Origin of the sequence: Desulfovibrio desulfuricans, from assembly GCF_004801255.1 — a bacterium.
GTDB lineage: Bacteria > Desulfobacterota > Desulfovibrionia > Desulfovibrionales > Desulfovibrionaceae > Desulfovibrio > Desulfovibrio desulfuricans_C.
This window is the reverse complement of the sequence record NZ_CP036295.1, coordinates 196,834-209,916: the sequence shown is the minus strand read 5'-3', so window position 1 is coordinate 209,916 and position 13,083 is coordinate 196,834. Positions and strand designations below refer to the sequence as shown.

Genomic DNA, 13,083 nt, shown 5'->3' with positions numbered 1-13,083 from the left:
TTGCAGGATGATATGTATACAGAGTATTTAAATTTCTGGGGAGAGCTTAAGGCTTTCATGTGGCAGAATGATTATTTTTCAAAATTTTTTAGTATGACCTCCGTACTTTCACTATTAGTATGGACCGTGACAGCGATTTACAAAAGTTTTATTTCCAAGGGGAGAGAGGGATTAATTAAAACTTGGTGCAGCGCGCGGGAAGCATGGATTGTTATTGCCATCATAATGGTTCCACTTTATTCTGTTGCTATTCTCTATGGCGCACTTTCTGTGCGGTGCCAGAGGGATTCTTTCAAAAAAATTGATATTGGCATGGATTATCATGATGTTGTTAGTATTCTTGGAGGGCCAGACGTTAATTCAAAAAATGGTGTAATAGAAAATACAGGGCAAAATGCAATACTTGCTCTTGAACAATTCTCTAATGATCTAGCACGAAAGATAGCAACAAATGATTATCGCACGGCAAATAGAAGAAAAGATTCGCATAGCAGTAAAAGTCTAGAGTGGTCCACCCCATTTTTTCCATTTAAAATTTCTATTCAGTTTATTGATGATAAGGTTTCGAATAAATTTCGCGAGCATGTGGTCAACGGAGGAGAAATACTTATAGTTAAGTAAGTTGAATGAAGGCTTAACCACAAATTTTTTACCAATTAATAAATTATTTCTTTAGTAGTCATTAATAAGGACTATCATCTCCGAGTTTTCCATCAACACCCCAATGCAAAACCCCCGACCATTTTTCAATGATTGGTCTGCACCCCGTCAAGTAGACAGTTATAAATGCCCCGCAAGTCTTGATTAAGCGGCCAGTTTTTTCCGGTATTCAACCGGGGAAAGCTGGCCGAGCCTTTTCTGGAATCGTTCGGTGTTGTAGAAACGTATGTACTCTTCAATTCCCGTGCTGGTTTCGCCTTTATCCCGTGAGGTAGTGTCCAGAATTTTTCGCATATTTTGCAGCAGCCAGTCGGTGAAGCATGGTTTCGTATCGAGCCGCGAAGGCTCAGATTTTAAGCCAATATTTCTTGGTTCATGTTCATATACCGTTGCGTGCCCCACTTTTGGCCTGCCATATAGCGCAGGCGGGCAGCCACCAACATCAGGGCGGCGTGACCATCCGGAAAGCTCCCCACAACTCTGGTTCGGCGGCGAATTTCACGGTTCAAACTCTCAAGCGGATTGTTCGTCCTTATGTGCCGCCAATGGGCTACGGGGAAATCATAGTACGAAAGCGTTTCGTCACAACCGGATTCCACTATTCTGGCTGCCTTCTCAAGACGTTGCGCCCGTAATTTGCTTATCACTTCCACCGATTTCCGGAGTGCGGCTTCTTTATCCTCTTGGGCATGAACAGCTTTGAGCATCAAAGCAACTTCTTTGGCTTTACCGCGAGGAACCGCATGCAGTACGTTGCGATAAAAATGCACCACGCAACGCTGCCATTTGGCATCAGGGTAAAATTCTCCTAGCGCCTCCAGAAAGCCAAGGTTTTTATCAGATACAACGAGGTCTATCTGTTCAAGGCCACGCTCTCGGAGATACCGAAGAAATTGCCGCCAGCTTTCTGCATCCTCACGTGATCCTTCTGCCACGCCGAGAATTTCACGGAAGCCGCTGGTACTCACGCCAATGGCTACTAGCACAGATACGTTTTGAACTTCACCGCCCCAAGAGCGTTTCAGCCATATTCCATCCACAAAAAAGTACGGGGATTTCGGCTCAAGTGGTCGATTGCGCCATTCCTCAACCCGCTCAAAAATCTTTTGATTCAAGTCGCTTATTGTGCTTGGACTGACTCGACTGCCCCAAAGAGCCTCGGTAATGTCCTCGACCCGACGCACTGACACGCCTGCCAAGTACATCTCTACCAAGGCTTCTTCCACTGAACTTTCCCGGCGACGATACCGTTCGATTATCGCGGTTTCAAACGGCATGTGTCGCAGCTTGGGAACCTTAAGCTGAACCGTGCCAGCCTTGGTCTGCAAATTCCGCTCATAATGACCAGCGCGGGTACTGGCTCGATCGGCATTACGCTCATAGCGTCGGGCCTGGCAGAGCGTGTCAGCTTCCGCATCAAGCAGGCCATTCAAGGTCTCCTCGACACTTTGGCGCACAACCTCGGAAACGTGTGTCCGCAATTCTTCTTCATCGACAGCAATCACCGGAACTTTATTTTTACCGTTCGTCCTGATAGCTTCCATCTGTAGCCCTCCACGTTGGTTTGGTGGTTGTTTGGTGATAACCAAACCTAACCGACTTGGCGGGCTACTTCTATTTTTTCAATGTGCGAAAAATACCGTACGTTATCGGCCTGGCCGCGTTTCTTATTTTGTCCGTCAATCCGCCGCGATAAACCTCGTCAGGCCGCCAGTCGGCATGCTGGCGCGTTGATGACCGTCGCACCCTGTTTTCGCCTCCTGCTTTTCGCACCCTACGGCCAGCCGCAAGCGGCTAGCATTGCCGCAACCGACCAGCTCAGCGCGCGTACCGCACAAGCCAGTCGCCCAGCAACTGCGCCAGACCGGTATCGTTGCGGGCGTACGCAGCGCGGCGTGCCTGCTGCACGCGAATTTTCGCCACTGGCAAATCGCGCCCCGCACGCTCGGCCTCCAGATCAGCCAGCATTTCCTCCGCAAGATGCGCATCCCGGGCAAGGTGCAGCATCTGCCCGTAAACCTTGGGAGCGGGCATGATACGCAGGCAATGGTTCAGCGTGCTGATGGCCGCCGCAATATTCCCCTCTGAGGCAAGGTGCGCGGCCAGCAGCAACCAGCCGTCGAGCCACAGCGGTTCCCTGTGCAACAGGGCCTGGCAGGCCGCGCTGTCAAAGGCGCTTCCGCCAAATTCCTCATTAAAACGTTGCTGGCGCTCCTCCGGCAACTCCAGCCATGTTGCCAGCGAAGGGCCAATGCACAGGCGATAGCCGTCAAGGCCCGCCAGGATGTGCTCGTCCGGCCGTATGGCCGTGCCGATGCGCTGCAAGAGCACTGCGCTGTTTTGCACATCGTGCGCAAAGCGGCCAGGTGTGCTGCTTGTATGATGATACACGACGCTGCGGCTCTCAACGCGCAGCTTCAGCCCTCGGGCGCGCAGGGCAAAGCACAGGTCGATGTCTTCAAATCCGTTGCGGTACTCCTCGTGGAAGCCGCCGCAATCGGCAAACTCCCCTTTGCGCAGCATAATGGCCGCCCCGGTTATGGCCTGCAGAGGGTGGTTTTTGCGGGCGGCCGCAAAAGTGCCGGGCAGGTGCTCGTAGAGATGCCCAACAGTATTGAATGGGGAGATATAGATGCCGCAGTGCTGCACTGTTCCGTCAGGGTACAGCAGCAGCGGCCCCGCAGCGCCCACCCTGGCGTCGGCCATGGCCTCGCGCAGGGGCGGCAGCCAGCCGGGGGTGAGAGTGGTGTCGTTGTTCAAAAAAAACAGCAGGTCGCCGTTGGCGACCCGCGCGCCGGCATTGCAGCCTTTGGCAAAGCCCACGTTTTCGGGCATGCGCACGGCCGCAAACAACTCGCCAAACAGGGCCTTGCCCAGGGGTTCAAGTTCTGAGGCGGTGGCGTCGGTGGAATGGTTGTCCACCACCACCACTTCCAGATGTTCACCGGCGGAATGCTGCGCAAGCGAACGCAGGCAGGTTTCTGTCATGTCCCAGAGATTCCAGACAGGAATAATCACCGAAACGCGCGTAGTTTCCACCATCACAATTTCCTCTGGCAGTCAGCCTCTTGGGCGAAACGCCTGGCCGCCGCTACAAAATTGCTCGCCCAGCACGGAACGGCCAGAGCAAAAATGTGCGTGTACGAGGCCCACACGTTGCGGTGCAAAAGCCCGTCGAGGTTTTGCCCGCGAATGGAGACCTCCCCCTGACAACCGCCCATCCCCTGCCCCTTGTGCAGCAGCAAACCGTGCGGTGGCGGTGCGCCCTGCCAGCGGCAGCGGGAATAATGGAACTCGTGCCCGAGAATTTCCATACCCAGCGGGAAAAAAGGATTTTCAGCCGTTACGGTTCCCCGCACGTAACCGAGCCCCTGAGGCTTGCCGCAAAACTGGGCCACCACGGGGAAAATGCCGCTCATGGGCCACAGCCTGCCCTCGCGCTCTATGCCTTGCGACAGCAGCATAAAGCCGCCGCATTCCGCATAAATGGGCAACCCGGCTTCGGCCCAGACCGCCAGCGTGCGCATATGCGGCGACGCACTCAATTGCTCCGCGCAGTCCTCGGGAAACCCGCCGCCGAGGTACAAACCGTCGATTTCGCCGCAGCCGCCCTGCGGCGACGCGCCGCGCAGCTCCGGCCACAGTGCTGCACCCCGCCCCGCGATTTCGAGCCGCACAAGCTCGGCTCCTGCACGCTCAAGGGCTTCAAGATTTTCTTCATAATAAAACCACAGGGCGCTGTCCCGCACATAGGCGATGCGCGGACGCCGGACGGCGCAAACCCGGCTGGCAGCCTCTGCGCAGGTCTCGCCCCCCCCGACGCAAAACCCTTGCAGCGATGCAGGCTGCGTCGTCCCGGCTGCGCGGCTCTGAGACGCGGGTTCGGATGCTCCGGCAGCGCCGCCCCCAACCGTAACCGACGCCGGTTCGAGCAGATCCACGCCGTCAGCCGCCTCAAGGTCAGCGCAGGCACGCGCTGCGTCCATAACGCGTGCAAGATCAATGTGCCCGGCCACAAATGAGCCCAGCGTTTCAAGCACGGCGCGGGCCTGCGGCGAAAGCGCGTCGCCGCACGAGGCAATGCCCATGTGACGCTCAGGCAGCGGATTTTTTTCCAGACGCGGCAGCACGCCCAGCACGGGCACGTCGGTGTATTCTTCGATAACCTTGCGCAGCAGGTCTGCCTGCCGCGCTGTGCCCACCTGATTGAGCACCACGCCCGCAAACTGCAGACCCGGCTCAAAGGTCGTCATGCCCCGTACCAAAGCCGCCGCCGTCCGGGTCATTTTGGTGCAGTTGAGGCTGAAGACAACCGGGCACGCAAGGGTACGCGCAAGTTCGGCTGTGGAGCACGACCCGCTCACGTCCATGCCGTCAAACAGCCCCCGGTTGCCCTCGATGACACCAAGCACCTCGTCTGCGCCTGTTTGCGCCCGTGTTTTGCGCATGGCGTGCGCAAACAGCGCCCTGAGCTGCTCTGGCTCAAGCATGTACGGGTCAAGATTGGTGGCGGCCCTGCCCGCCGCCATGGTCAGCCATGCGGCGTCGATGTAATCCGGCCCTTTTTTAAAAGGCTTGACCACATGCCCCCGCGCGGTCAGCGCCTGGGTCAGGCCCAGGGACAGCAGGGTTTTACCTCCGCCGCCCGAAAGCGCGGAGATGCACAGCCGGGGCATAGCCGCCCTTGCGGAAGGGCTGGACGCGGCTGTCGAGGATGGCGAATCGTAATGCTGCATGCTGGGCCCTGTTCTATGTTGCGAAAATCAGCCCTGTTGACGCCAAAGACGTGCGGCCCGGCGCGGCAACGCAGCAAAACTGCGTGGGCCAGGCCGGGCCGCTGATAACATCAGAGGACAAAAACCGCCGCTAGTGCTTGAAGGAACGCTGCCCCGTAAACACCATGGCCACCTGCGGCTTGGCCTCGTTGCAGGCCATGATCACCTCCGCATCACGCATGGAGCCGCCGGGTTGGGCGATGGCCGCGACCCCCTGGGCAACAGCCACATCCACGCCATCGCGGAAGGGAAAGAACCCGTCCGAAACCAGGGCCGAACCGGCAAGCCCGCCGTGCGAGGCTTCGGTACGGCTTTCAATATCGGCCAGTTTGGCGGCCATATCGGCATCAGACGCAGCCTTTTGCTTGAGCTCGTAGAGCGACAGCCCAAGCTCGCGGAAGGCCAGCGTGTCGGCATACTTGGTATGGGCCTTGTGGATGGCCAGCTCAACGCAGCCCACGCGATCCTGCTCGCCCGTGCCGATGGCGAGGGTGGCTCCGTCGCGAACAAAAATGACGGAGTTGGAGGTAACCCCGGCTTCCACCGCCCAGGCAAAACGCAGGTCGTCCAGCTCCTGCTTGCCGGGCGCGCGGGCGGCCACGGAGAGGCCGTCCTTGGTGGTGGCGGCTGCGGGCAGAAAATCACCCGCCTCGCGGATGCTGTTCACAAAAGATTTTTGCACGATGAGGCCGCCGTCGGCCAGGCTCTTGATGTCAAGAAAGGCCGAGCCGGTCAGTTCTTCAAGCCGACCGAGACCGGGCAGTTCCATAATGCGCAGATTTTTACGGCCCTTGAGAATTTCCACCACGCCTTCTTCAAAGGCGGGCGCGGCGACCACTTCAAAATAATTGGCGGCGACAATTTCTGCGGCTTCGCGGGTAAAGGGCCGGTTGACCACCACCGCGCCGCCAAAGGCGGCAATGCGGTCGCACCAGAAGGCCTTTTCAAGGGCAACGGCAACGCCTGCATTGCTCCAGGCCGCGCCGCTGGGATTATTGTGCTTGAGAATCACCGCCGCAGGGCGCTCGGTGAGGTACTGCAGAATGTTGGCCCCGTTGTCCACGTCCGTGAGGTTGGTCTTGCCGGGGTGTTTGCCTGCCTGGATCATCTGGCTTTCGGTGAGCGCCGAGACAATGCCGTTGCCGGGGCCGCGCCAGGTCAGACCGCCGCAGGTGATGGAGCCTTCCTTAAGAGCGTACAGGGCTGCGGGCTGATCGGGGTTTTCACCGTAGCGCAGGCCTTTTACCTCGTTGTCCAGCGTCCAGGTGCGCTTTTGGTACACGAGTTTTTCATCGCCCAGAATGATGGTCATGGTGTCAGGGAAAGCGTCCTTGTGGACGGTGCTGTACATGGACTTGAGATCCGACATGCTTGCCTCCAGATGTTCGCCGGTCATGTGAGGCCTTCGCATAGCATAAAACCCGCCAAACAACCAGCCCCGATTCTCTCCCGCCTGCGGCGGGTGCGGCTTTTCGCACGGTGCCGGTAACGCACGCGGGAGTATGCGGACAGTAAAATACCGGCACTCGCCGCGTGAGCACCAGGGGGTACACCCGGACAAGCCGCGCTGGATTGAGAAGTATATCCGCCGCGCTGCAGCAAATACGCCCATTGCGGGGCGGACGGATTTGTCGCCAGGCAAGAAGGGCGGCGCTCCCGGCACGGGAGGTGTATTCTCATGGCACCCGACACGCGCCGCAGGCAAGCATGACGCCGCATACCGACAAACCCGCATGGCCCCCGCGTTGACGAAATATAAAGCGCACACTACAGTGTCTTGTTACATGGGAGGTAATATGGAAAAGCTGCTTGTCAGGCTGGCCCAGCAACTGGACGCCATTGACGAAGCCTCGCTTATGTCGTTGTGGAGCAAATACGCCACTACGGCCAGCCGCTTTGAACCCACCAAGAGGTGGGAGGAAGCCACGCTCATTTTTTCGCTTATCCAGGCCAAGCGCTGGAAAAACCAGCTGTTTAACTACCACTGGTCCAAGCAGTCGCAGCCCCTGGGCAAGGAGCCTGAGCGCGTGGTCAATCCCATGCCGGAATTTGAGCTTGAAGGACCGGATGAGGCCCCCGCCGTCAGCAAGTGCAGGGTGCTGGAATTCAAGCCGTCCCGACTGGACGGGCAGGACCCCGTCGACGAGCCCGAACCCAAAAACTGACGACTTGCGCGTCGAATGGCCCTGCCGTGCCATTTGACTTGCGCTTGCATACGGGATACGTACCATCAAAGGCTTTGCGTCCCGCTTTCGAAGCAGTGGGGCCGTAGGGTAAAATCCCTCCGGTCGTTCTGTCGCGTCCGGAGCATAAACGCAGCCCACATCACCCGCCGTCGTGCGGCGGCATTGCAGGCAGGTAACACCATGGCGAATACGGTCATCATCGGCGCCCAGTGGGGCGACGAGGGCAAGGGCAAGATTGTTGATATGCTGAGCGCCCAAAGCCGCGTTATCGTCCGCTTTCAGGGCGGCAACAACGCTGGTCACACCATCAAGGTACAGGGCGAGGAAACCATCCTCCACCTTATCCCTTCCGGCATCCTGCACGAAAACAAAATCTGCCTCATCGGCAATGGTGTTGTGCTCGACCCGCACGTCTTTCTTGAAGAGGTGGATCACCTTGCAGCCAGGGGCATAGACGTTTCGCCTGCCCGTCTTGGCATCAGCAAAAAGACCCACCTCATCATGCCCTACCACAAAAGCCTGGATCAGGCGCGCGAAGCCAAACGCGCCGGGCACAAGATAGGCACCACAGGACGCGGCATCGGCCCCTGCTACGAAGACAAGGCCGCACGCGTGGGCCTGCGCGCAGGCGATCTGACCGATCCCGACCTCGTGCGCGCCAAGGTTGCGCACGCCCTGCAGGAAAAAAACGTTCTGCTGCGCGACCTCTACAAATTTGACACCCTTGATGAAAACGCCGTGTGCGAAGACCTGCTGGCCCTCGCCCCGCGCCTGGTGCCCTACCTCACCGAGGTGGAAGAACGCCTGCAGGAAGCGCAGGCTGAAAACGGCGACATCCTTTTTGAAGGCGCTCAGGGCATCCATCTTGATATCGACCACGGAACCTACCCCTTTGTCACCTCGTCCAACACGGTGGCGGGCAACGCGGCCGCAGGCTGCGGCATCGCGCCCTCGGCCCTGCACCGCATCGTGGGTATTGTAAAGGCCTACACCACCCGCGTGGGTTCCGGCCCCTTCCCCACCGAGCTGCTGGACGACACGGGCAGCTACCTGCGCACCCAGGGGCATGAATTTGGCGCCACCACGGGCCGCCCCCGTCGCTGCGGCTGGCTGGACGCAGCGGTGCTGCGCGAGAGCGTGCGCCTCAACGGGCTTACGGACATCGCCCTGACCAAGCTTGACGTGCTGCAGAACCTGCCGGTGCTGAAGATCTGCGTCGCCTACGAATACAAGGGCAAACGCCTGAACTACCTGCCGCAGGAAGAATGCTCGCTCGGCAGCGTAACCCCGGTGTACGAAGAACTGCCCGGCTTTGAAGAAGACATTACCCAGTGCGCCGCCTTTGAAGAACTGCCCGACACGGTGCGCGCCTACATTGGCCGCATTGAAGAACTGACGGGCGTAAAGGTCTCGCTGATCTCGGTTGGTGCCGACCGCCGTCAGACCATCGTACGCTAGCGGGCGTGCCCGCAAGTCATGGATACCCTGCTGCCCGCCATAGCCGATGCAGCATTTGACCGGCTGAAGGACGTGCTCGACAATCTGGGCGCGGCCCCGCCGCAGGTTTTGCTGCTGGAAGGCGGCAGCGAAGCCCAGCGCATGGATGCGGCGCGTTACTGGGCTGCCCGTATCAACTGCCCGCAGGCCGCCGCCACGGGCAAGCCTTGTCTGGCCTGCCCCTCGTGCCTGCAGATAGCCGCTGGCGAGCACCTTGACCTGGCGGCTTATGACGGACGCATAAGTAATCGGGAAGACGAAGAAAACCCTGGCCCTGTCCGTGCTTTTAACATGGAGCGCGTGCGCGAACTCAAGGTTCGCCTGCGCGACGCTCCGCACGGACAGGGACGCAGGGTTGTACTGCTCATGGGGCTCAGCCTCACCCGCGACGAAGCTTCCAATGCGCTGCTCAAGGCTCTGGAAGAACCCTCCGCAACCTCTGTTTTTGTTCTGCTTGCGCCGCAACGCGAGCAACTGCTGCCCACGCTCGTTTCACGGTCGTTTTGTCTTACCCTGCCCTGGCCCGACAGCCACGCGGACGATACAGACATGCAGCCGTGGGAAGACGCGCTTGCGCAATTTCTTGTTCAGGGGCAGGGTTTTCTGGATAAGGTTGCCGGCAAGGGAGCCATTGACGGCAGTGGAGCCACGCGCCTGCTGCTCTGCTGCCAAAAGGCCATGAGCAGGATACTCTCCGGCAGTCATGACCCGGCACGCCCGCTGGATGCTGTGCTGGCCCGGCTGCACGTCACGGGCCGCGCAACGGCCTGCCAGTGGTTTACCGAAGCGCAGGAAGCTCTCAATTACGGAGTGACCCCCGCCAGGGTGCTTGAGGCTCTGGCCGCACGACTTTTTGCACGGCTGCGGATGCCGGACTAAACTAAACTGGCGCAAGTGTAGGTGTACAGCACATGAGCAACAGGCACGTTCGCCCCCTTACAGTCCTGCTCTGCTCTGTATTTCTGTGCCTGTCCGTTTTTTCCGTCCAATCGGGTCATGCCGCGCAACAGCGCACCGTGCGCGTGGGGCTGACCCCCCAAGCGCAATTTACAAGGGTCGAAAACGGCAAAGTTTCCGGCTACATTCCTGACCAGCTGGAGCAGCTGGCCCGCTACACCGGCTGGAACGTCACCTTTGTTGTTCTGAAAGACTGGAGCGCCAGCCTCCAGGCTCTGGACTCCGGCAAAATTGACCTCGCGACGCCCGCCCTGCATTCCGCCGAGCGTGCCCAGCATTATCTCTACTGCGCGTACCCCGCCGGCACATCCTACACCGCCATTATTGCCCCCGCCAATTCGCCGGTGATCTACGACGATCTGGACAAAATCTCGCACTTGCGCTTGGGCGCACTGCCAAACGCCATCTGGCGCAAGGACTTCGCTGCATTTATGCAGCAGCGCGACGTCGCCATGCCTGCCATGGCGGAGTACCCCGGCAGGGACGAGGCGAGGGCGGCTATGCGAGCGGGTCAGGTGGACGCGCTGCTCGAAAGCGTGCTCTCACTGCAAAATGACGAAAAAATCCTTTTAAAATGTAAGCTTACGCCTTTTTACTACATAACCTTGCCCCAAAACACCCCGCTTATGCAGGAGCTGGAGCAGGCCATGGTGCAGCTTAAAATGGAGCAGCCCGACCTGGAATACCGGCTGGGGCGTCAGTACCTGCCGCGCATGTACCAGACGCCGCTGACGCGCTCCGAGCTTGCCTACATCGCCCAGCGCCACGCCCTGCGCGTGGGTTATTCCCCCAACCGCAAGCCTTTTTCGTGGCAAGACCCCGCAACCGGCAACGCCCGGGGCATTTTGCCCGACATTTTGCGGGACGCTTCCGCCCGCAGCGGTCTGCAGTTTATCTTTGAACCCCGTCACGCATCGGCTGCCGGCACCGCTGATGTTTTTGCCGGCAACAAGCTCGATCTGGTGCTGGACTCCTTTGCCGCTTCGGACCCGCCATCGGACAAGGCCCTGCGTCTGACAGCCCCGCTGGCGCGCGCCAACCTCAACCTTTTTGCCAAACCCGAGACAAAGATATCCTCCACCGACTTTTTCAGGGTGGCGGTACCGGCAACGCTCTACAACGCCGCAAGCTACGCCGCCCGCATCTTTCCCCAGGCCGCCGCCCGCATCTTTCCCTGTGAAGAAGACTGCATGACGGCAGCCGGGCGTGGCGAGGCCGACGCGGTGCTGGGTAGTTCCATGGTGGCCAACAGCCTCATGAACTCGTCCCGTTTCGCCGATTTCAACCCCGTCACAGGTTACACCGACCTTGAGGAAATCCGCCTGATCATCAGGCCAGCTCTTCCGGATGTTCTTCAGGGGATACTGAACAACCTGCTGCTGACCATTGACGAGAAAAGCAGAACCCAGATCATTTCCAACAACATCACGGCAGCCATAACGCCCCCTACCGTTTCGGACCTGATGTACGAATACCGCTCGCTGCTCATTATCATTGCCGAACTCGTGCTCTTTGTCTCCGCGCTGGTCGCCTACGCCCTGCACCTGCGCCGCAAAAACATGTACAGCCAGCTGGCCAGCGACCAGCGTCTTGCCCACATTGCCGACAACATCAACGGCGGCGTCATCAGCATTTCGTCCCAACTGCCGCTGCGCATACTTGACGCCAACAACGGCTTCTGGCAGCTGCTGGGCCACGATGCCAACAACCCCGAAACCACCGACCTCATAGATCTGCTGCACGCCGAAGACACCCAAAAACTGCTCGACATGATTGCCGAAAAACATGACGGCCCCCTGACCAGGATGCTGGAACTGCGGTTGCGGCACAAGGACGGCACGTGGCTGCCCCTGCTGCTGCGCGGCACGTTTACGGGGGACAAGGGAGGCAGTGATTCCATTGACTGCGTTGTGGTGGACATCACCGAGCAAAAACGCATGCAGGAGGAGCTGGAGCAGGAAAAAGAGCGCTACCGCATTCTGCTTGAGCAGTCACAGGACATCTTTTTTGATGTGGATACAGAAAAACGCCAGTTCCGCTGCTCGCCCAATTTTCTGCTCAAGTTTGGCCGAGAGGCCACACCCCTGTTCAACGAAAAGGGACGCCCGATCAACCGGCAGATCGTGCACCCCCGCGATCTGCCCGCCCTCAACGAGCTCAGGCGGCGCATACGCAGCGGCAAGCCCACGGCCTTTGCCGTCATGCGCATACCTACCGCCGAGGGACGCTATATCTGGTGCCGCGTGCAGGCCACGCGCATCAGCAAGCCAGACGCCCCCCTGCGCCTTGTGGGAAAAATTGTTGATATTGATGAAGAAGTGCGCAGACGCGCCGAGCTTGAGCGCCGCACGCAGCGCGACAGCCTCACAGACCTGCTCAACAAGACGGCCTTTCGCGACAAGATATGCGCGGCCATGCCCGTCAAACCGCAGCAGGACAGAACAGACGCCCTGCTGTTCCTTGATCTGGACAATTTCAAACTGATCAACGACACCTTTGGGCATGTCACGGGCGACGCCACGCTGCTGAAAGCCAGCGAGGCCATCAAGCACATCTTTCGCAATGCCGATGCGGTGGGGCGGTTTGGCGGCGACGAATTTTGCGTATTCGTCAGGGCCATCACACGCGAGGCGCTTCAGGAACGGGCGGAAGCCCTGCTCACAGAACTTCATATGTTTGTGGAGCACGAGGGCCAACGCGTTGAAATTACCACGAGCATCGGCATCTACCTGTTTGACGGCTCGGAGTCCTCTTACGACGTGGCCCTGCACCGCGCCGACAATGCCCAGTATCTGGCCAAGCAGGCGGGCAAAAACCGCTACTGTTTTTATGAGGAAGTGCCTGATCCCTGGCTGGGCGACATGGACGACCCCCACTATATCCGCGAAGATTCCGGCGAGAGCTGACCCGTATAGACCGTGCCCCAGCCCGTGCGGGCAGATCCGTGCCCGAACATGTGATACAGGCATGCAGACCTTGCCCCTGGCGGGCGAAACAAGCCGGACAGC

General features: G+C 58.9%; 9 protein-coding genes and 1 pseudogene. 5 read left to right on the top strand and 5 right to left on the bottom strand.

Annotation, left to right across the window (positions count from 1 at the left end; genetic code table 11):
* Positions 1 to 12 precede the first annotated feature (12 nt).
* Entirely contained in the window at positions 13 to 621 is a 609-nt protein-coding gene (locus DDIC_RS00875; protein ID WP_136398703.1) for a hypothetical protein, read from the top strand.
* A gap of 183 nt (positions 622 to 804) precedes the next feature.
* On the opposite strand, the pseudogene DDIC_RS13900 reads toward DDIC_RS00875, so the two are convergent.
* The 5 genes and pseudogenes from DDIC_RS13900 to DDIC_RS00850 form a co-directional block, all read right to left on the bottom strand.
* Positions 805 to 900: pseudogene (locus tag DDIC_RS13900) on the bottom strand (IS3 family transposase); the annotation flags it as partial.
* Positions 901 to 1,013: 113 nt separating this feature from the next.
* On the bottom strand, positions 1,014 to 2,204 hold the full coding sequence (locus DDIC_RS00865; RefSeq protein WP_136398701.1) for an IS256 family transposase: 1,191 nt from the start codon (positions 2,202 to 2,204) through the stop codon (positions 1,014 to 1,016).
* Positions 2,205 to 2,478: 274 nt separating this feature from the next.
* Positions 2,479 to 3,702 (bottom strand): glycosyltransferase family 2 protein, encoded by a 1,224-nt coding sequence (locus tag DDIC_RS00860; protein WP_136398700.1) that lies wholly within the window; start codon positions 3,700 to 3,702, stop codon positions 2,479 to 2,481.
* Positions 3,702 to 5,396 (bottom strand): cobyrinate a,c-diamide synthase, encoded by a 1,695-nt coding sequence (locus tag DDIC_RS00855; protein WP_136398699.1) that lies wholly within the window; start codon positions 5,394 to 5,396, stop codon positions 3,702 to 3,704. Before DDIC_RS00855 ends, DDIC_RS00860 begins: the two co-directional genes overlap by 1 nt.
* Before the next feature lie 130 nt (positions 5,397 to 5,526).
* Positions 5,527 to 6,804, bottom strand: a complete 1,278-nt coding sequence (locus DDIC_RS00850; RefSeq protein WP_136398698.1) for an IMP cyclohydrolase — start codon at positions 6,802 to 6,804, stop codon at positions 5,527 to 5,529.
* A gap of 427 nt (positions 6,805 to 7,231) precedes the next feature.
* Between DDIC_RS00850 and DDIC_RS00845 the strand changes: the two genes are divergently transcribed.
* From DDIC_RS00845 to DDIC_RS00830, 4 genes are all read left to right on the top strand, one after another.
* A complete protein-coding gene (locus tag DDIC_RS00845; protein WP_136398697.1) occupies positions 7,232 to 7,600 on the top strand; it encodes a hypothetical protein in 369 nt (122 codons plus the stop codon).
* 201 nt (positions 7,601 to 7,801) lie between these two features.
* The gene (locus tag DDIC_RS00840; protein WP_136398696.1) at positions 7,802 to 9,079 is read left to right on the top strand and encodes an adenylosuccinate synthase; all 1,278 of its coding nucleotides are present in this window, start codon (positions 7,802 to 7,804) and stop codon (positions 9,077 to 9,079) included.
* Between the two features lie 18 nt (positions 9,080 to 9,097).
* Positions 9,098 to 9,997: a DNA polymerase III subunit delta' gene (locus tag DDIC_RS00835; protein ID WP_136398695.1), complete on the top strand. Its 900-nt coding sequence runs from the start codon at positions 9,098 to 9,100 to the stop codon at positions 9,995 to 9,997.
* Positions 9,998 to 10,029: 32 nt separating this feature from the next.
* Positions 10,030 to 12,981 (top strand): diguanylate cyclase domain-containing protein, encoded by a 2,952-nt coding sequence (locus DDIC_RS00830; protein ID WP_136398694.1) that lies wholly within the window; start codon positions 10,030 to 10,032, stop codon positions 12,979 to 12,981.
* Positions 12,982 to 13,083 lie beyond the last annotated feature (102 nt).